This is a genomic window from uncultured Fibrobacter sp. (assembly GCF_947305105.1).
Taxonomy (GTDB): domain Bacteria; phylum Fibrobacterota; class Fibrobacteria; order Fibrobacterales; family Fibrobacteraceae; genus Fibrobacter.
Genome location: NZ_CAMZCS010000036.1, coordinates 1 through 18,947 on the forward strand (window position 1 = coordinate 1; position 18,947 = coordinate 18,947).

Consider the following 18,947-nt stretch of genomic DNA (forward strand, 5'->3'; position numbering starts at 1 on the left):
TAGCCTCTAGGCCCTAGTCTCTAGCCTCTAAATTCTAAGGGCGGCTTTGCCGCGATTATCTACTCTAGCCCCTACTCTCTAGCCTCTAAATTCTAGGGGCGGCTTCGCCGCGATTATCTACTCTAGCCTCTAGCCCCTACTCTCTAGCCTCTAAATTCTAAGGGCGGCTTCGCCGCAATTATATACTCTAGCCTCTAGGCCCTAGTCTCTAGCCTCTAAATTCTAAGGGCGGCTTTGCCGCGACTATTTACTCTAATCCCTAGCCCCTAGTCTCTAGCCTCTATTCCAAACACTTCCTCTCGTTTGTACTGCTTCACATCTTTGTCTTCTGCTACGGCTTTCTCGCGCAAGAGCATGTTCAATGCCTGCAATATCAAGTTCTGCGTGTGCTTGGGTACGGGCTTTTTGCCGAGCCTCGCCTTCTGCACCATCTTGTGGTTCAAGTTAACAGGAAGTTTCTCTACCAGGGCGTGGTTTGTAGCGCCCAATTCATTCAGGATTTCATCTAGCTTAGTCATGACAAAAAAATAAAAAAGACTCCCGGTGATTAACCGGAAGTCTTGAAATTTCTAAGGAGAATCGAAAGGGAGCGAGTCCCTTCGATTATTCGCTACTACGGAGTGAAGTTCGATTCGCACTTCATACCGTCGTTATCCGGAGTGACGAAGTGCATTTCGATACGGCGGTTCTGTTCGCGGCCGTCAGACGTGTTGTTGTCGTCGACCGGGCAAGTAGAACCAAGACCGATAGCCTTGATACGCTTCTTATCGACACCGAACTTCGTCAAGGTCTTCATCACTTCCTTAGCGCGGTTCTCGGAGAGCTTCTGGTTGGAGGCTTCCCTACCGACGTTATCGGTGTGACCCTGGATGACGATTTCGAGTTCCTTATAGCTTTCGTCTTCGACGAGCTTCTTCGCCACACCCTTCAGGATGTTCTTGGCGTTGGATTCGAGAGTGGCCTTACCAGACTTGAAGGTAACACCGTCAAGCTTTTCGGCAGCCTTCTTCGGACATCCGTGGCCATCGTCACCCGGTTCATCCGGGCAGCGGTCAATACCGGTACAGACATCGGCGAACTGCTTCTGGAGCTTCTTGGTGGACACCCATTCAGAGCAGACACCATCCTTATCCGGGTCCGGATCGTCGTCGAACGGACAACCCTTGTTCCATTCAGGACCAGCTTCGCTCGGGCAGCGGTCACTACCGTGGCAAACATCCTTGAACTGTTCAGTCATGTTCTTTTCAATCACCCACGGAGAGCAGAGGCTGTCGGCATCCGGGTCCGGATTATCCATCGGGCAACCCTGAGCCCATGCCGGGCCCGGTTCGTTCGGGCACTTATCGACATCCTTACAGATGCCTTCGTACTGGTCGAGCATGCCCTTCTCCTTGACCCACGGATCGCAGAGGCTATCCTTGTCGGAGTCCGGGTTGCCGAGCGGGCAGCCATCGTTAGTGGCCGGACCGAATTCGAGCGGGCACTTGTCGAGACCCTTACAGGTCTTGGTGATATACGGATCGTTGAGCGTTGCAGCATTTTCGAAGTAGTAGCCCATTCTCTTCTGGGTCACCCATTCGTCGCAGAGGCCGTCACCGTCGGAGTCCGGATCATCCCACGGACAACCCTTGTTACCAGACGGACCCGCTTCAGCCGGACACATGTCGTAGCCCTTACAAACGTCGGCATACTGATCGAGCTTGTTCTTGTCGGTCACCCACGGAGAGCAGAGGCCATCCTTATCCGGGTCGGCGTTGTCTTCCGGACAACCGTTGTTGCCTTCAGGACCGGCTTCACCCGGGCACTGGTCAATACCCTTACAAATACCCTTGAACTTCTTGAGGAGCTTCTTCTGAGTTACCCAAGCATCGCAGACACCGTCCTTATCCGGGTCCGGATCGTCGAGCGGGCAACCATCGTCGCCTTCGCCGGCTTCGTTCGGGCACTGGTCAACGCCTTCGCAAACATCGGCGAAGTCAGCCAGCAAACCACGTTCAGCAACCCAAGCGTCGCAAACGCCATCTTCGTCAGCATCAGGATTGCCAAGCGGGCAGCCCTGGTTCAAACGGTGACCAAAGTCATCCGGGCACTTGTCGTCCTTGTCAAGGACGCCGTCGCCGTCACGGTCCTGAGCCAGCAGGAAGCCGCTCCAGGTAAGACCGCCGTACACCTTGTATTCCGGGTTGACACGGGCAGTGTATTCAAGAATATGCTTGTTGTTCTCCATGGCAATGACTTTCGTCATCTTGTTCTTGTCGCCAATGAAGTAAGAACCACCGATGTGGATGTCGAGGCCCACCGGCAGGTGGAACACTAACGCACCGGTAAGTTCCTTCATGTCGAAGGAAGTCTTCATCTTGTTGCCCAAACGGTCAGCATAGGTGAAGTCATCCAGCTGGATGTCCCAGTAATATTCAGCAAAGATGGAGAGGAAGTCCATGAAGTAGAATTCGGCAGCGGCGCTCATGAACGGATAGGACAAATATTCGTCATCCATGGAGTAACGGTAACCGCCGTTCACGTGGAACACGAGCGGAACACCGTCGCCCTCGTCGAGCTTGCCGAAGTCGGCAGTGATAGCCATGCCGCCCTTGAGGAAGGTGCTACGAGTACCGTAGGCCTGAGCCTGACCGTTCTTCGTGTTGATATAAGAAGCGTCACGGATCCAGATACCGTCCTTGTCCGTGTTGACTGTGGCAACTTCGACCTGGCCGAACACGGCGATGTCGAACGGCTGGTCATCGGGGAGCGGGAAGCGGGCCTTCAAGTCACCGTGCAGGTTGCCGATGTAGCCGACGTCGGTACTCGGAACGTCGCCAAGCTGTCCGCCGGCAGAATCAGGTTCGCCCTTGTAGCTGTCGTATTTAGAATACCACTCGTTTGTCACGTGGAACTTATCATAGTAAACAGGGAGGCCGATACCCAAGTCAAAATAGTGCCAAACGCCGATACCGATACCGAGCTGGGTGCTGAGAGCGATATAGTCGTCCTTAATCGGACCGCCACGCATTATAGCGAAGTCCTTGTACCCATCACCTTTACCGCGATGGAGTTCCCTCAAGCCTTCGTGGCCATTACCATTAATATGGGAAATATCGTTGGTTGCGTCCATCAAAGCATAAAATGCCAGCTTCGAATGACCCAAAGACTGAGCAGACTGCGTCTTATTGACACCGACAAATCCCGTCTTGTTAATCGTTTGGGGATGCGTAGCGAAAGCAGCCGAAGCAGCCAGCGCCAGAGCAATTCCCATTGCTACTTTTTTCATAGCGTCTCCTTAAGTGTGGGAAAAACCAAGAAAACAGGTTCTCCCGATAAATTGCTAAGCAAAATATAGTCTTTTTATTTTATTTTCTTTTCTTTTTTTTACAAAAAAGGTCTTTTTTCATAGACAAAACTTCCATAAATCAGTCAAAAAGCTCAGGCCGGCACCGCCGGATGCTTGTATAACCCGACTTTCCTATTATAATATGGTCAAGGACGGGAATCTGCAAAACCCGCCCTGCAGCACAGAGAACACGGGTGATTGCCAGGTCCTCGTCACTCGCCTCGGTCGACCCCGACGGGTGGTTATGGGCGAAAATAACCGATACGGCCCGGTCCTTCACCGCCTCCGAAAAAGCCTCCCTAGGGTGGACTGGAGTCTGGTTCACAAGGCCCGTGGTCAGTTCGTTCACATTGATAATCTTGTTTGCCGCATTCAACGAGACGACCACAAGATGTTCCTGCTGCTCGAATTTAAGGAAAGACAGCCTGCCGAGAATGTCTTCTGGCGTGCGAACCGCAATGACTTTGTCGCTCAAGATATAGCGGCTGGACAATTCCAGGCAAGCAAGCACCTGTGTTGACTTCGCGCGGCCAAGCCCGTTGATTTGCCGCAAACTGGAAAGCGAAGGAACACTTGTCGCATTCGAAAGATATTCGGAAATGCGCCTGGAAAGTTCAAAAACATCGCAATCCCGATTTCCGCTACCCAAAATCAGGGCAAGCAATTCTTCTGTCGTAAGTGCCGCAGCACCCAATTTTTCAATTTTTTCACGCGGTTTCAATATTTCTGCATTTTTGCAGGGCAAAAGATCGTGCATAGATTCCCCCTTTAAAAAAATGATCTCGTCTATATAGACGTTCAAAACGCGATTTTTGTCCTCAAAAAATTTTTTTCTTGAAACTTTTCTTTTTTCGTAGCCTGATCCGCCACCATTTCGAATCAAAAGGCTGCAATTCATCAAACTTTCGAACAGCAATTTTTAAAAGCACCAAAACTTCATAGCAAAAACGCAACATTTTCACTTACACAAATTAAAGACGCAAAAGATTTAAGCCAAAAACAATCTATTTTTAAAACACAAAAACTAAAAATCTCGCAAAAGTCAAGCAAAAACAAAGAAATATTCAACAAAAACCAAAAATTCAACCATCAATTTCAAAAAATCAAAAACTTTTTTCATTATTTTCAGAAGAATCCGTTGCCACACGGTAGCACATGTTCTATATTTTCGGCATAAAACAATTTAAAACAACCCGATAAAACAGGAAAAACTATGGCAAATAAGACCTTAAGTGGCGCCGAAGTGATTATCGAATGCCTCAAACGCGAAGGCATCGACACTATTTTCGGCTATCCGGGTGGTTCCGCCATCCCGATGTTCGACGCAATTCTCGATTCCAATATTAAAGTAGTCCTTAGCCGCCACGAACAGGGTGCAACCCACATGGCCGACGGCTATGCTCGCCAGACGGGCAAGGTCGGCGTCGCCCTCGTGACTTCTGGTCCGGGTGCCACCAACACGTTTACCGGCATTTACACAGCCCTCATGGATTCTAGCCCGATCGTGGTGCTCGCCGCCCAGACGACGACCCCGAACCTCGGCAAGGACGCCTTCCAGGAATGCGACACGAGCGGCATGACTTTCGCAGCCGTCAAGCATTCTTACCTGGTGAAGGATTCCAACGACCTCCCGCGCATCATGAAGGAAGCCTTCCACATCGCCCGCAGCGGCCGCCCGGGCCCCGTGCTCATTGACCTTCCTAAGGACGTGACCGCAGGCCCCTGCACCGCACCGTTCACCGACCAGATGGATTTGCCCGGCTACAAGATTCCGACGTACGCCTCTACCGAGAGCGTCGAAAAGGCAGCCGAATACCTCAAGAATTCCAAAAAGCCGCTGTTGCTCGTGGGCCACGGTGCCATGATCAGCGGGGCTTCCCGCCAAGTGAAGGAACTCGCCGAAAAACTGAACGCCCCGGTGTGCTGCACCATGCTCGGCCTCGGCGCCTTCCCCACTGATCACGAGCTTTCGCTCGGCATGCTCGGCATGCACGGCACCGTGTACGCCAACAAGGCCGTGCTCGACTGCGACCTGATTCTCTCCATCGGCAGCCGCTGGGACGACCGCATCACCGGCAAGCTCGAAGTGTTCTGCAAAGACGCCATCAAGATGCACATCGACATCGACCCCGCCGAAGAAGGCAAGGTGCTGCAGCCGGATGTGTTCATGTGCGGCGACGCCAAGCTCGTACTCGAGCAGCTCCTCCCGATGGTGCACAAGCTCGATACCGCTGACTGGGTCAAGACTTGCCAGACTTGGAAGAAACGCTTCCCGCTCACCTACCCCAAGCAGGGTGGACTCCGCATGCAGCACGTGATTGCAACTGCAAGCAAGCTCACCGACGGTAAGGCCATCGTCACGACCGACGTGGGCCAGCACCAGATGTGGGTTGCCCAGTTTTTCCATATAAACTATCCTCGTCAGCTCCACTCCAGTGGCGGCGCAGGCACGATGGGCTTCGGCTTCCCCGCCGCTATCGGTGCCGCATTCGGCAACGAGACCGGTTGGCCGGTGCTCAGTTTCAGCGGTGACGGTGGTTTCCAGATGACCGAAGCGGAACTCGCGACCGCGGCCATCCACAAGCTCCCCATCAAGATTTTCGTGATGGACAACAAGTACCTCGGCATGGTGCGCCAGTGGCAGGAACTCTTCTACGACCACCGCTACTCCAGCGTCGACATGATGGGTAACCCCGACTTCGTGAAGCTCGCCGAAGCCTACGGCATCCCGGGTCTTCGCATCAAGCGCGCGGCCGATGCCGAACGCGTGATCCAGAAGGCGCTCGAATACAAGGACGGCCCAATTCTCATCCACTGCGAATGCGAGAAGGAAGACAACGTGTTCCCGATGATTCCGGCAGGCGCCCCGCTTACCGCCATGCTCACGGAAGCACCGAAGGCCCAGCTCGAAAAACCCACGGGATCGACGTAATAGGAGGACATTACCATGATAAAAGATATCGCTCATTCTATCAGTTTGTTGGTGGCGAACCGCCCGGGCGTGCTCGTGCGTATCGCCCTCGTGTTCTCCCGCCGTGGCTACAACATCGACTCGCTCGTTGTCTCCCCCACGCTCGACCCGAACTTCAGCCGCATGAACATCATCGCTCACGGCAATCCCGAGATCCTGATGCAGATCATCAAGCAACTCGAGAAGCTCGTCGACGTGGTGCAGGCGAAGGACCATACCGGCACGGACGCCGTCGAGAAGGAACTCGCACTCATCAAGGTGCGTTGCACTCCCGACCAGCGTACCGAAATTTTGCAGCTTTGCGACCATTTCCACGCCAATACCGTGGACATGACCGCCACCTCCATGATTATCCAGATTACCGGAAACAGCATGAAGGTCGATACGCTCAAGAGCCTGCTGCAGAAGTTCGAGATTGTCGAGTACATCCGCACAGGCAAAGTCATCATGCTCCGCGGCGAAGACAAGACGTAGCGAGCGCGCAGCGCTCGAGTAGACAGTATGCAGTAGACAGTGGTTAGTAATTAATTCTGTCAATTGTAGATCTGAGCTACAAACTCGTATCATATAGAGAGGCTAGGGTTGTGCCCTGGCCTCTTTGTTGTTGTTTTTCTCAACACTTTTTGGGGCTTTTACTCTTTTTTTATAGCGAAATTTCGTAAAAACATTTATTTTACATATATATCGGGGGTTGCGATGAAAATCGAAAAAAGAAAGGTTACCGAAGCAAAGCCGCTTTCCGTTGCGGCCAAGAGCGCCATGGGCGTGATGCTCGGAGTGACAACCGCGGCAACGTTCATCGCCTGCGGAGGCCCCGTGGGAGAAGTGTCTGACGCAATCGACGAAAACAGTTCTTCTTCCAACGAAATTCAGACGCCGAAAAGCGATAGTTCCTCTCCCGAATCATCAAACCAGGCGGAAACGCAACAAAGCAGTTCCGAACAATCTGAAGCGCAGCAGAATAGCGCCGAGCAAACGGGCGCACAGCAAAGCGGCCAAGAACAGACCGAAACGAAGCAAAGCAGCTCCAGCCAGGTGGTCGTCGACATTCCCCTGAGCCACGAACCCATCAGCAGTTCGGTCATGGAAGCGCTATCGGCTGCCGCGGAATCCAGCAGTTCTGATGCAGCATCAGAAAGTTCCGCAGTTGAATCCACCAGTTCATCAAGCAGCCCACAAACCTCAAGCTCTTCAGCAAACAATGAATGTATAAAAGCCCCTGGAAGCGATCTAATTTTATGTCCGGGCACGTCATCATCCCATACACCAGGCATGATGAGCATGGTCACCACCTTCGAGAAGACGGATATAGAAGTTTAAGGCGAAGGGAAACAAAATGAATATTGAAAAAAGAAAGGTTACCGAAGCAAAGCCGCTTTCCGTTGCGGCGAAGAGCGCACTAGCTGCAACGCTCGGTCTCACCGTCGCCTCCACGTTCATTGCATGCATGGGTGGCTGCATTGACGATACACCGACCTCAATTCCGGACGATCCCCAACCTGCTCCAAGCAGCACCACGCCAAACGACGAGGCAACACCCGAGTCATCCAGCGCGACGGAAACCCTGCAAAGCAGTTCCGAACAGACGCCTGCGCAGCAGAATAGCGCCGAGCAAACGGGCGCACAGCAAAGCGGCCAAGAACAGACCGAAACGAAGCAAAGCAGCTCCAGCCAGGTGGTCGTCGACATTCCCCTGAGCCACGAACCCATCAGCAGTTCGGTCATGGAAGCGCTATCGGCTGCCGCGGAATCCAGCAGTTCGTCAACCCCTCCGACAAACTCTTCCTCAAGCCATATCAAATTCGGAGACGGCCCCGAAACGGACACAACATGCCCGCCAATGTTTCCTTCAACCGACCCCTGCAAATGCGTTCCGGACGGCACCACTGTAGAATACCAAACTGAATTCGGCGTTCAATTAATCACATGCCCCCAACCAAATTCAAGCCAAAATATGGACGGATTCTCGTTCAGCATGGTCACCACCTTCGAGAGGACTGACGTGGAAGCTTAAAGGTGATTCCCACTCCATTCGACAAGCTCAAAGCATCACGGAAACGCGGAGATAGAGGAAAAAAAATGAAAATCGAGAAAAAGAAAGTCAAGGACAGCACAATCGTTTCGTTCGCCAAAAAGAGCGCCATCGCCACCGTTCTCGGCATGGCAGCGGTATTTTCGTTGAACGCCTGCGACGACAGCTCCTCGGCATCTGACAACAACTCGAACCAGACAACCGGCCCGGAATCTAGCGACGCCACAGCTCCCACCAGCAGCATCGACGAGGCCTCTCCCGCAAGCAGCGAAAGCGTCTCCGATGCAACGAGCCAAGAAAAAGCGCCTGCCAGTTCGAGCCAGGAGCAAGCGTCCGAGACATCCAGCCAGCAGCAATCCCAAGCAAGCAGTTCCAGCCAAGTGGTCGTCGACATTCCCCTGAGCCACGAATCGATTAGCAGTTCGGTCATGGAAGCGCTATCGGCAGCCGCAGAGGCAAACAGTTCCTCCGCAGCCCCTACCCCAGCTAGCACAGCCAACTCGACAACAAGTTCCTCGGCCGACCCAGCCAGTTCCGCAGCCGGTCCGGAATCTTCAAGCGAAACCGTACAACCGGAATCTTCGAGCGAATCCGTCAACCCAGCAAGTTCGTCCAGCCAACCCTCCATCTGGGACATCTACGACGCGTGCGAAGGACTTCCTAGAGGCTCTTCCGTAGACATTGGCAGCCAAGTGTACCTCTGCCCCGATGGCATCGGCGGAGGGATGGGCAGCATGGTCACCACCTTTGAACGCGACGACATCGAGACCTAGAGAAATTCCTAAAAGACCGCAGGAAAAGAAAATGAAAATCGAAAAGAAAAAAATCTCAGGAATCAAATCCATTTCATTGGCGGCCAGGAGCGCCATCGCAGCGACACTCGGCATGGCAGGAGCCTTGACGCTGAACGCCTGCGACGACAGTACCTCGGCCAATTCCGACCCGGCACCGAAATCATCTTCCGAAGACCCCCAGCCAACTTCGGTCAACAACGAGACCGAAGGCGATTCGGCCACAGAATCTTCGAGCACGGCGCAAACGGAACAGAGCAGTTCCAGCAGCGGTGTCGAAATTCCCCTGAGTCACACGCCCATCAGCAGCGAGGTCATGGAAGCCCTTTCTTCCATTGCAGAAGCAAACAGTTCTTCCGCAGGACCCGCAAGCGCTGCTGGCCCAGACAGTTCCGCTACCGCCCCTGAAGCCACGTCTGCAGCAGATCCTGCAAGCGCAACCTCCGCGGCCGATTCTACAAGCGATGCCGCCCAGTCATCCTGTTCCGCCGACGCTCCGGCAAGTTCCGACGGTGGGCCCGCATCCGCAAGCGATCCAGCATCCAGTTCCTCGCACAATCCCTGGGGCAGTTCAAACGACTGGGGGACAACGCCCCAGACAGGCTCCTCTTTCCACATCTGCGACGACGTCATCAATTGCAGCGGGGGCGCAAGCATGGTCACCACCTTCGAGCGTGACGACATCGAGGCATGAACCTAATCCTCAGCCTTACAGAGCAGTGCAACCTGCGCTGCACCTACTGCTATTACAAAGAGACGCAGGCCGCACGACATGCGGTCATGGACAACGCGACCCTTGAGCAGGCCATCCGCATCGGCCTCGAGCGCACACACGCCTTCGGGCAAAACCTCCTGATAGTCTCTTTTTTCGGTGGGGAGCCGCTCCTGCGCAGAGACGCAATCTACCACGCCGTAGGGTTTGCCAAGGCTCTTGTGGCCGAAGCCATCGACAAGGGAACCGTCGGCAAGGACTTCCATCTGGAATTCACGATAAATACGAACGGCACCCTATTCGATGATGAATTCTTCGACTTATGCGAAAGAGAGAAATTCACCATCTTTCTCTCGCTCGACGGCCCCGAGCACCACCAGAACATCGCGCGCCGCACAGTCAACAATACCGGCAGTTTCGGAGCCATCGAAAAGAACATCCCGCGATTTGTGGAACTCAAGGCGACCGCGCTCAGCACCATCACGCGAGCACACATCGACACCGTTGCCGAGAGCATCAAGTGGCTACATTCGCAAGGATTCCGGAGCATGACGACCAGCGTGGATTTCGACGGGAAATGGACCGGCGAAGACTTCGAACGGCTCGCCCAGCAATACCGAGAAATGGCCCAGTACTGGATCGAATGCCGCAAGAACGGTGACCGATTCTACCTCGGCACAATCCAAGACAAAGTAAAACTATTGCTTTCCGGAAAAAGATACAGGAACTACTCCTGCCATGTTTACAGCGGCAACCTCGGCATCGCGACCAACGGGAACATATACCCCTGCTCCCGCTTTATCACCTCCAGGGAAAACGCGCCCTACAAACAGGGCAACGTCTTTACTGGGTTCGACGAAATTGCCTGCGCCGAACTGCACGCCTTCCTAGAACGCGACAAGCAGGAATGCGAAGGCTGCGACATCCGGCACCGTTGCAGCATGCACGAATGCTCCTGCACCTCGTTCTATACTACCGGACATATTGATGGAGTCTCGGCAGAAGTCTGCACGCACGAGCGCATGGTCGCCGAAATCTGCGACAACATGATAGACAAAGCCCTAGCCTGAAAACCGCAAGGGCCCGGCATTACCGCCAGGCCCTTGAGTCAAAAATACCCGGATCGCGATTCGAACGCGAGTTTGATCCTTAGGAGGGACCCGTTCTATCCAACTGAACTATCCAGGCAATTATAGTTGCTGCGCAAATATAGCAAAAATCAAGCAGGCAAAAATCCTAGTCGTCGACAATTTCTTCGCCGGTATCGGGATCCATCCGCTCGGCCCCCTTCCCTCTGCGAATGTTCTCCATAAGGAAATGGATACCCTTTAAACGACCGTTGCACTTTTCGATGCAGTTGTCGTAAAAGCCCCGCGTCTTCCAGTCCCACTCAGGGACATGTTCCGAGGCATAGAGGAAATGCTCCACGCAAATGGAGAGCTGTTCGGCCTCATGCTTGAGGTCTTCCATTTTCGACTTGGTAAAGAATTCAGCCATCTACGCCACTAGTACGGATGGTCGCAGTCGATTTCCTCGGTGCCCTGCACACCGTTGGCACATTCCACCAGACCCTGAAGTTCGCCGTTCTTGTAGGTTCCCCAGCGATACTTCTGCTTGCCCTGCATTTCGGCACGGCAGATGCGGTTGCTGCGGCCCTGTTCGGTCCCGTCGATAGCGTTCAGAGGAATCCAGTCGTAGCACTTCTCGGTCACCTTGAACTCGATTTTCTTGCCGTCAACCTTGCCGTTGCGGTAGTTCGAGAAGAAGTACCCGAAATCGTTCGGTCCATTCAGCTGCCCGTTCTTGTAGTTAATCGAAGTCGTCTTCTTGTCGAACGGATAAAGGATGGTAATACGGCCTTCCAGCGAATTGTTGCGGAACGGAATCTTGGCCATGAGCATGCCCTTGTCGGAGAACATGTTCACAGTGCCGTTAATCTTGCCGCTCCTGTAAGGGACTTCGAGATGCTTGAAGTAGTAGTCCTTGCCGCCCCTGGACTGCACGTCGGACTCCTTGCCGGCGTTGTCGATGGCACCATAGCGGTAGAACTTGGCAATTCCTTCCCTGTTACCGTGCCTGTACTCAGCAGACCAGAGCACCTTGCCATATTCGGGGCCCTGCCTATCCGGGTAACGAGGATCGTTTCCGTAATTCGTCGCCGTCCCGTGGAACCTACCTGCGGTGTCCACAGACATCACGTTTTCTACGTAACCGTTGGTGAGGAACCCGGTCCACACGTTTCCGTCCTTGCAGCGGACATCGCTATAATCGGTAAAACGGCCAATGGCATCGGGCACGAGACCATGGGGCACGCCGGAAATGCTGAACACACCCTTGACGCCGTTTTCGCCCCAGTCGGCCAGTTTCGGGGCATCGGGACGTTCATGATACTGGAAAAAGCACGGAATCGAAGCCGCACGAGAAAGGCGTTCTGTGAAATACTTGCCGAAATCGGTCAGGCTGCCGTCGTCCGGGAACTTTTGCGCGATGACCTTGTTGAGCTTTTCGCCCTCGGCAAAAAGAGCAAGGCTGAAGGCGCTGCCGTTCAGGTAGTTCACGCACTGGTCCAAGTTGTTGTCGAATTCGCCACTTCCGTTAGTCTCGCAAGACTTGCTGCGGCATCCGTAAAGTTCAAACTTGGGTTCGTCCCAGACCTTGATAATCTTCGGGGAGCCGTCACCTTCGCGCCAACCGAAGCCGCCCTTCTCGCGGACCGTGTAGCAACCACAAAGCCACGTAGAACCGGCAAACTTCTTAGGCTCGATTTTCATGCGAATCTGTTCACCAAGGTCTATTCGGTTGATATTTTCCATCCAGCAGTCAAAATACTGGAACTGGTTATCTTGAGCCACGGCAACAGTGGAAACAGCCAAACACAAAGGCAAAATTGCTTTTATAAGTATATTATTCATCTTATGGAAATATAATCATTAAAAAGCAAGTGAGCAACATCACGCAGGCTTCCGTAACTATTTTATAACTATTTTACGACCAAAACACCGGAAATCACGGCCGGTCAAGAACTTGCATACGGGAAACCGCCTCCTTGAATTGCTCTGGAGGCGCCAGCAGCGATACCACCACCCAGCCATCCTCGTCGAAATCGAAGAAGAATCCCGGCTGCACAAGCACGTGTTTTTCCCGAAGCAAACGGAGCGTCAATTCCTCGTCGTCTTCGCCCAGGCGGATAACCGCATACCAACCGCCCAAAACCTCGGGGCAGTACTTTGCCGGGAAGGCTTCACGGAGGGTTTTCCAGTTGGCAAGTAAACGTTCCTTGACGCGGGCTTCGTAAACGGCAGAATTTGCAAGTAAAGGGCGAGCCAAAGCCTGCGCAGGTGCAGATACACTCAAGTAGGCATCTTCCACGAACTCAAGGGCAGCCCGGATGGGCTCAAACTGGTCACGCGGGGCGTAGAAAGCCATCCAGCCAAGCTTGAGCTGCGGGGAACCCACAGTTTTGCTCAGGCCGTTCAACCAGAAAATCGGGCACTTAGGACCGTTGTCACACGAGTTTTCCCTCGCAGAATTGTCATTGCGAGATTGCTTCGTCGCTTCGTTCCTCGCAATGACATTTTTATTAAAAACATACTGCCAGGTTCGCGAGACTTTGTCGGAGAAAGCATAATCACCAAAGACTTCGTCCACCACGAGAATCAAGTGGTTCTCTTCGCAGAAGCGGACAGCCTCGTTCCATTCCTCGCGCGAGATGCAGTGGCCCGTCGGGTTATGCGGCGAGACAAGCAACAGGATTTTCGCCCTTTCCGGCGCAGCAAGTAGGCTGTCGGAATCCAGGACAAAGCGGAAAGTTGATTTTGCGTTCACTTCGGCAGGCTCAGTGAACTTTGTAAGGCCCCTGAGCTTAGTCGAAGGGCCGTTCTCTCGTCTAAGCTTCAAAAAATACGGTGCGCATTCCAAATGCTCCAGCTGCGCGAGGGTATCGAGCAGCGGGTAGCCCGGCATCGGCGTCAAAATCACATCGCCTGGGTCGCAGAACGCCTTGAACAAGATAGAATAGGCTTCGCTCGTACTCGCCGTGAGGATAATCTGTCCGGCGTCGAAGTTTCCGCCGCGTGCGCGGTAGTATTCCACCACCGCCTCGCGCGCAGACTTCCAGCCCGCCGCATCCGGATTCCAACAACCGAAAGATTCGCGACCTTCATCCACAGCAGCATTCAAGTCAATCGGCAAACCCGCCTTCACCGGGCTGCTTACCGTCATGTCAATAAACGGGAGCGTATTGGCACCGGCGCATTCCGCAAGCACATCGGCCTTCGCACGTTCCAGTTCGGCAAAGAACGGAGACGGGGACAAATCTTTTGGCAGGCGGGAAGAGAGCATAATTCAAACGAAAGATGTTTGCACAAAGATATTAAAAACTCCGAATATTGACATCCGAACTCAAAACTTTCCTTTTACTATGTCACGATATCCATCAAATCGTAGTACATGAGGCGCGTATGCGGATCGTTGTCCTCGACGTTCATGAATCGGAAACCGTTCTTCTCGTAGAACGGTACGGCATCCAAGTAGGCATCAACAGTCAGGAAACGGCAACCAGTCTTATTTTCAATAACAAACATGGACTTGATGATATTCAACAAAATCGTTCCAAGCCGTTGCCCCTTCGCGTCAGAAGCAACCCCTAAACGGCACAGTTTGACCGCAGGATAGCTTTTCAATCGTTTCTCATTTGGAAGCCCTCGCTTCTTGCGGAAGTGATTGAACTCAGTTTTGTCTTTGAAATCGGTTATCGCCACCTTGTCGTTTGCAAGACTGCAGTAAGCCAAGACCTTACCAGGACTTGAAACATCTACGCACGCGTAGCTTACTGAAAGCAAGTGTTTTTGAAATGCGGACGCTCGATGAAGGATAAAATCATCCAAATCGGCATCACCACAACTGAAATTCTTCACGACGTTACTCGGTTCCAACCGAATAAAACTATAATTGGAGTTATCTACACATTGTCGAACCACGGGTCGATACCTCCGTTAGCAGCTTCACGGGCTCGCTTCTCGGCCATGCCACGCTCGTAAGCCTTTTTAAAAAATTCGTAATCCCGCAGGCGCTGGGCACGAACTTCCGGAGGTTCCGGGTGCCGCTCTTCCATACGGGCTAAAAACCGACGAGCATCCTCGCCGTACAAAATCGGGGTCTCTCGAATTTCGCGAGCCATGTTTCCTCTTTTGCTATGTCCATAAAAGAATGCTGGCAAAACGCCAAGCGGCAACCGTTCGGTTACATGATTTAAATATATAAAAAACTACTTAATTCTATCACCGCAAAATTCCTGGCGACCACATTTTTTGCAGTGCGAGCCCATCCAAAGCGTATCAAACTGTTCAATAGCAGACTCAACAATTGCCGGATCGTTTGTGAGGATGCCCGCCTCGAAGTTACGTCGTAAGGAACTCTTCATGCCAATCCCCGCGCCAGTGAGGTTCGCCGACCCGATATATGCCGTTTCCAAATCGAAAATCATCATCTTGAAATGAACGCGCGGGCACATCACACGTTCCAAATCTGTAGCAAGAATCTTATACCGGTCAAAATCCTCGCGGAAGTTTGGCCCAGGCTCCTTCGCATGAATCAAACGTACAGCCACTCCACGTTTCAGGAGTCCAGCGATTTGTCCTAACAGAGGAATCGAGTCGCCATTCTGCTTCACGTAGACATCCTTGATATCAGCAGTACCAATCCACAGCGTATTACGGACCTTCGCAATGCGCGAGATGACTTCGGAGTAATGTTCCTCGTTCTGGATGTATTTTGTGAATGTGGGCATAAAAGAAAATATAGAATAGACACACGACAACTATTGTCGCAGACTTTTTATATATTAGTAAAAAATGGAGTATTTATGGCAGAATTGAATCGCGGCGAGCGGATGGTGCAAATTTTTTTATCTCAATTTATACCATGCAATATAAAAGAAACGCACGACAATTAATGTCGTGCGAGTGGGAAAATACAGAACTCATACTCAATTAGGTTTTCAGTACATTCTTTCGAAGATTTTCAAGAAAATTCCGACATTGATTTTGCATAAGTTCATTAAAATTGACATCTTTACTATTTTGGGGAATTTTCAAAAAAACGACAGAGAAAGAAATTTTTCGTCCTTGTTGAATGATTACATCAGAAATCAGCCCTTGGCTTTTATCCAAATTATTCTCATCCCATTTCTGTTCTGAAATTGGATAAATAAAGCCACAACCGCACAATTCAGCATCATTCCCATATTGCCCAATATATGTATGCAACTGAAAAAGGTCGTCTCTTTTTACGCCATATTTAAAGTCATAAGTTTTATACTTCACATCAAACAAATAAAGCTTCCCATCACATTCAAAAACAATATCTGGTTCTAATTTGCGCATATAGCTGTTAAAAGTTCCTGACGGAATTTTATAAACATGTTCATATTTGCTATGCAAAAGGAGACCTTCTCGTTTTAACAGTTTTCTTATAAAATATTCAAAAAGCATTGAAACATCAAAGAAGAACGCGCTTGCATCATTTTTAGAATCAAAATTCGAATCTTGTCGTCGTAATATTTTTTTTGACAAATCAATCAACCGATTGTAATCATTATAATACGGATTTCTAAAATTTGGAACATTTAATAGTTCTTGAACACTCTTCTTATTTCCCTGATTTGCAACTAAAAAAGCACTATATATATTTCTTATTCGTTGGCAAAAAGAATACTTCTTTATTAATTCATAAGCCTTAATAAAGAGCGAAGTCGCGTCATTCATAAAGCTCTGTTCTCGATAAGAACACAAATATTTATCGGAAAGATTGTTTTGGAAATAATCAATCACATCTATTCTGCCTCGCACACGAGATATTTTCTCATTTTTTGAAACATATGTTTTGGGCAATCCCAAGCGATATGATTTTTTAAACTGAGTACTCCAAATATACGCAAGAAGCCATTCATAGCCTTCTTCGTTAGTAGTTTCGCCACCAATATCATGCAATTCAAGAAAACCATCCGAATCAGCAATGATATAGCGCAAAAACGCATCACCAAATCGAGAACCAATTTTTAAAGAATAATCACCACATTTTACAAAACCAATAACATTTCCCGTATTGAGGATAAAATTTCTTGCATTCATTCCTTTTACATCAAAAAAATTGTCATCAGTGTTATGTTCATATTCTTCATCATTAATCAGAATCAGACAATTTTCTTTATCTCTTATTTTTTTTGCAATTTCACGAGAAACGTCATTAAGAAAAAACCATATTCCATCTTCATCATTCCATGGTCCTTTTCGTTCCCTCCACCTACGGCTTTTTAAGATTAAAGGCTCTCCTATGCGACAATTGCTAACAACACCTTGTTCAATAACATAAGACTGATTATCAACAAGAGTTCCATTTTTTATAATGTTATATAGCCATTCTTCCATTTACAAACCAAACGCCTTCCCAAACGAACTTATAAGCTCATTTTCTTTTCCAGACCCTCGCAAATATTCTTGCAAAAGAGGCTTTACAAAATCATCCCAAATGAGTTTTCTTACTTCGGCAAGCGCAAGACTATTAGGATACTTTAGATTCATTAAATAGGCATGACCAATCTGATAATCTGATCCCAACAGAGGTTCATTTACAATTTTTTGATTAAGCATTTCAAGATTATCCGACAAAGAAGTCCAAGCCTTATTTTTCTCAAAAAGATGGTATTTTAAAACACCCATATCAGGAAGAACTTCTTCCCAACGGAATCTACGACGAAGTGCAAAATCAAAACTTTCAACACTTCGATCAATTGTATTCATTGTTCCAATTAAATACACATTATTGGGAATAAAGAATTGATACCCTGAACCAATTTTTATCATACCCGTTTTATCGTCATTTAGTTTTGAATATTGTGTTTTTACACATCCCTTAACACCTCGATATTCCAAACAGAACATAAGTTCACCGAAAACACGAGACAATTCGGCTCTATTTATTTCATCAATTATAAAGAAATATGGGGGAACAACTTCAGACACAAGCTTACTCTTATCAGATATATTAAAAATATATGACCAATAGTCATTTTTCAGTTCTTCTTTCCGTTTTTCTAGTTCACCAATTGTAATTTTCTCCCATACTTTCTTTGGAACTGTTTCATCATCTGGTAGATTGTAGTAATCTATTTCCCATCGACCAGCATTCTTGCAAAATTCCTTAAACACACCATTCTGCAAAATTAGCAGCGAAGTACCTTCTGTTTTACCAGGAACCGGGCGTAATCCTTCAATAAAATCTTCATAACAAAATGACGGATGAAATTGGATTAATTCAAAGCAATCTTCATATTTAAAAGCGTTTTTTAAATCGTATTCATCCTTCCAAATATCAAATAATAAAGAAGTTTGTTGCCGCGTCTGACGTGTTTTTCCTGTTCCTGGAGGACCATATTTAACAATTTGTTTTTTTAAACTAAATGGATTATACATATTCTCGTACAGGTTCCAAACGAATTGACTCAAATAAAACTCATCCGTTTTTTTAGAGTTTAAATCATCCTTAAATTCCTCTTTAATAAAATTCATTAGAAATTTATTTTTCGAAAACCAATCTTGAGGTTGTTCCGACGAATAGTTAATTATTTCCTCATGTACCAACCAATAAAAAACTTGGTTAAATTTACTAGAATCTGCAGCCGTAGAAACATCAAGCGTACATGCAGCAACCGTTCTATTTATAAGAACTGGATTGTTTGACATTCCTTGATTTTGCCAAGTTTCTTCAAATTTTTTATAAGTGTCAATATTTGGATTCAACATAAGATTTTCCAAAGCATCAAGGAAATCTTTATTTTGAATAAAAATTTCAAAATTTTCTTTACTTAAAACAGATCGCCCTCTAGAAGCAATCCCATTGCTTTTTTCATAAAGTAATCTTTCTAAAAAATTTCTATCTCCGACAGCCGATAAGTGCTGACCATTGTTTATTTCAGTTCGACGTTTTTGAACTTGGTCATAAAATTCTTTATAAGCATCATGCCAACCACGATGCTCATGAATTCGATTTTCCATCAAATACTTATAGAGATTTTTCAACCTATTAGACATATTTTATTCCTTATTGTTAACAAT

18 protein-coding genes and 1 tRNA gene are annotated in these 18,947 nt (G+C 49.3%); 7 read left to right on the plus strand and 12 right to left on the minus strand.

Going from position 1 to position 18,947, the window contains the following annotated elements; genetic code table 11:
* Positions 1-266: 266 nt before the first annotated feature.
* From Q0Y46_RS12695 to radC, 3 genes are all read right to left on the minus strand, one after another.
* Positions 267-518, minus strand: coding sequence for a hypothetical protein (locus Q0Y46_RS12695; RefSeq protein WP_295683400.1), 252 nt, complete (start codon positions 516-518; stop codon positions 267-269).
* Between the two features lie 95 nt (positions 519-613).
* Positions 614-3,268, minus strand: a complete 2,655-nt coding sequence (locus Q0Y46_RS12700; RefSeq protein WP_297947833.1) for an OmpA family protein — start codon at positions 3,266-3,268, stop codon at positions 614-616.
* 139 nt (positions 3,269-3,407) lie between these two features.
* Positions 3,408-4,085 (minus strand): DNA repair protein RadC, encoded by a 678-nt coding sequence (gene radC / locus Q0Y46_RS12705; RefSeq protein ID WP_295683394.1) that lies wholly within the window; start codon positions 4,083-4,085, stop codon positions 3,408-3,410.
* Between the two features lie 456 nt (positions 4,086-4,541).
* Here radC and ilvB point away from each other — a divergent pair, with 456 nt between their 5' ends.
* The 7 genes from ilvB (at position 4,542) to Q0Y46_RS12740 (ending at position 10,904) form a co-directional block, all read left to right on the plus strand.
* Complete coding sequence (gene ilvB, locus Q0Y46_RS12710) at positions 4,542-6,260, plus strand: biosynthetic-type acetolactate synthase large subunit (protein WP_295683391.1); 1,719 nt, start codon at positions 4,542-4,544, stop codon at positions 6,258-6,260.
* 15 nt (positions 6,261-6,275) lie between these two features.
* Positions 6,276-6,773, plus strand: a complete 498-nt coding sequence (gene ilvN / locus Q0Y46_RS12715; protein WP_290953668.1) for an acetolactate synthase small subunit — start codon at positions 6,276-6,278, stop codon at positions 6,771-6,773.
* A gap of 222 nt (positions 6,774-6,995) precedes the next feature.
* Positions 6,996-7,619 (plus strand): hypothetical protein, encoded by a 624-nt coding sequence (locus tag Q0Y46_RS12720; protein WP_297947835.1) that lies wholly within the window; start codon positions 6,996-6,998, stop codon positions 7,617-7,619.
* Between the two features lie 16 nt (positions 7,620-7,635).
* Positions 7,636-8,313 carry a hypothetical protein gene (locus Q0Y46_RS12725; protein ID WP_297947837.1) on the plus strand — a complete coding sequence of 226 codons (678 nt, stop codon included), beginning with the start codon at positions 7,636-7,638 and terminating at the stop codon, positions 8,311-8,313.
* 65 nt (positions 8,314-8,378) lie between these two features.
* Complete coding sequence (locus Q0Y46_RS12730) at positions 8,379-9,104, plus strand: hypothetical protein (RefSeq protein WP_297947839.1); 726 nt, start codon at positions 8,379-8,381, stop codon at positions 9,102-9,104.
* Positions 9,105-9,135: 31 nt separating this feature from the next.
* Positions 9,136-9,816, plus strand: coding sequence for a hypothetical protein (locus tag Q0Y46_RS12735; RefSeq protein ID WP_295683377.1), 681 nt, complete (start codon positions 9,136-9,138; stop codon positions 9,814-9,816).
* On the plus strand, positions 9,813-10,904 hold the full coding sequence (locus Q0Y46_RS12740; protein ID WP_297947841.1) for a radical SAM protein: 1,092 nt from the start codon (positions 9,813-9,815) through the stop codon (positions 10,902-10,904). The genes Q0Y46_RS12735 and Q0Y46_RS12740 overlap by 4 nt, the downstream gene beginning before the upstream one ends.
* Before the next feature lie 45 nt (positions 10,905-10,949).
* Here the strand turns inward: Q0Y46_RS12740 and Q0Y46_RS12745 are convergent.
* From Q0Y46_RS12745 to Q0Y46_RS12785, 9 genes are all read right to left on the minus strand, one after another.
* Positions 10,950-11,022: transfer RNA gene (locus Q0Y46_RS12745), tRNA-Arg, on the minus strand.
* A 48-nt stretch (positions 11,023-11,070) separates the two neighbouring features.
* Positions 11,071-11,331 (minus strand): hypothetical protein, encoded by a 261-nt coding sequence (locus Q0Y46_RS12750; protein WP_290959677.1) that lies wholly within the window; start codon positions 11,329-11,331, stop codon positions 11,071-11,073.
* An 8-nt stretch (positions 11,332-11,339) separates the two neighbouring features.
* The gene (locus Q0Y46_RS12755) at positions 11,340-12,746 is read right to left on the minus strand and encodes a hypothetical protein (protein ID WP_297947843.1); all 1,407 of its coding nucleotides are present in this window, start codon (positions 12,744-12,746) and stop codon (positions 11,340-11,342) included.
* Positions 12,747-12,840: 94 nt separating this feature from the next.
* Complete coding sequence (locus tag Q0Y46_RS12760) at positions 12,841-14,175, minus strand: pyridoxal phosphate-dependent aminotransferase (protein ID WP_297947845.1); 1,335 nt, start codon at positions 14,173-14,175, stop codon at positions 12,841-12,843.
* A 77-nt stretch (positions 14,176-14,252) separates the two neighbouring features.
* On the minus strand, positions 14,253-14,768 hold the full coding sequence (locus Q0Y46_RS12765) for a GNAT family N-acetyltransferase (protein WP_297947847.1): 516 nt from the start codon (positions 14,766-14,768) through the stop codon (positions 14,253-14,255).
* 26 nt (positions 14,769-14,794) lie between these two features.
* Positions 14,795-15,013, minus strand: a complete 219-nt coding sequence (locus Q0Y46_RS12770) for a hypothetical protein (protein ID WP_290959670.1) — start codon at positions 15,011-15,013, stop codon at positions 14,795-14,797.
* A gap of 87 nt (positions 15,014-15,100) precedes the next feature.
* A complete protein-coding gene (locus Q0Y46_RS12775) occupies positions 15,101-15,622 on the minus strand; it encodes a phospholipase D-like domain-containing protein (RefSeq protein WP_297947849.1) in 522 nt (173 codons plus the stop codon).
* A 202-nt stretch (positions 15,623-15,824) separates the two neighbouring features.
* Positions 15,825-17,261 (minus strand): hypothetical protein, encoded by a 1,437-nt coding sequence (locus Q0Y46_RS12780; protein WP_297947851.1) that lies wholly within the window; start codon positions 17,259-17,261, stop codon positions 15,825-15,827.
* Complete coding sequence (locus Q0Y46_RS12785) at positions 17,262-18,923, minus strand: AAA family ATPase (protein ID WP_297947854.1); 1,662 nt, start codon at positions 18,921-18,923, stop codon at positions 17,262-17,264.
* Positions 18,924-18,947: the final 24 nt, after the last annotated feature.

Coding starts and splice junctions, on each gene's coding strand:
- Q0Y46_RS12695 (WP_295683400.1), bottom strand. CDS start 518: ATGACTAAGCTAGATGAAATCCTGAATGAATTGGGCGCTACAAACCAC.
- Q0Y46_RS12700 (WP_297947833.1), bottom strand. CDS start 3,268: ATGAAAAAAGTAGCAATGGGAATTGCTCTGGCGCTGGCTGCTTCGGCT.
- radC (WP_295683394.1), bottom strand. CDS start 4,085: ATGCACGATCTTTTGCCCTGCAAAAATGCAGAAATATTGAAACCGCGT.
- ilvB (WP_295683391.1), top strand. CDS start 4,542: ATGGCAAATAAGACCTTAAGTGGCGCCGAAGTGATTATCGAATGCCTC.
- ilvN (WP_290953668.1), top strand. CDS start 6,276: ATGATAAAAGATATCGCTCATTCTATCAGTTTGTTGGTGGCGAACCGC.
- Q0Y46_RS12720 (WP_297947835.1), top strand. CDS start 6,996: ATGAAAATCGAAAAAAGAAAGGTTACCGAAGCAAAGCCGCTTTCCGTT.
- Q0Y46_RS12725 (WP_297947837.1), top strand. CDS start 7,636: ATGAATATTGAAAAAAGAAAGGTTACCGAAGCAAAGCCGCTTTCCGTT.
- Q0Y46_RS12730 (WP_297947839.1), top strand. CDS start 8,379: ATGAAAATCGAGAAAAAGAAAGTCAAGGACAGCACAATCGTTTCGTTC.
- Q0Y46_RS12735 (WP_295683377.1), top strand. CDS start 9,136: ATGAAAATCGAAAAGAAAAAAATCTCAGGAATCAAATCCATTTCATTG.
- Q0Y46_RS12740 (WP_297947841.1), top strand. CDS start 9,813: ATGAACCTAATCCTCAGCCTTACAGAGCAGTGCAACCTGCGCTGCACC.
- Q0Y46_RS12750 (WP_290959677.1), bottom strand. CDS start 11,331: ATGGCTGAATTCTTTACCAAGTCGAAAATGGAAGACCTCAAGCATGAG.
- Q0Y46_RS12755 (WP_297947843.1), bottom strand. CDS start 12,746: ATGAATAATATACTTATAAAAGCAATTTTGCCTTTGTGTTTGGCTGTT.
- Q0Y46_RS12760 (WP_297947845.1), bottom strand. CDS start 14,175: ATGCTCTCTTCCCGCCTGCCAAAAGATTTGTCCCCGTCTCCGTTCTTT.
- Q0Y46_RS12770 (WP_290959670.1), bottom strand. CDS start 15,013: ATGGCTCGCGAAATTCGAGAGACCCCGATTTTGTACGGCGAGGATGCT.
- Q0Y46_RS12775 (WP_297947849.1), bottom strand. CDS start 15,622: ATGCCCACATTCACAAAATACATCCAGAACGAGGAACATTACTCCGAA.
- Q0Y46_RS12780 (WP_297947851.1), bottom strand. CDS start 17,261: ATGGAAGAATGGCTATATAACATTATAAAAAATGGAACTCTTGTTGAT.
- Q0Y46_RS12785 (WP_297947854.1), bottom strand. CDS start 18,923: ATGTCTAATAGGTTGAAAAATCTCTATAAGTATTTGATGGAAAATCGA.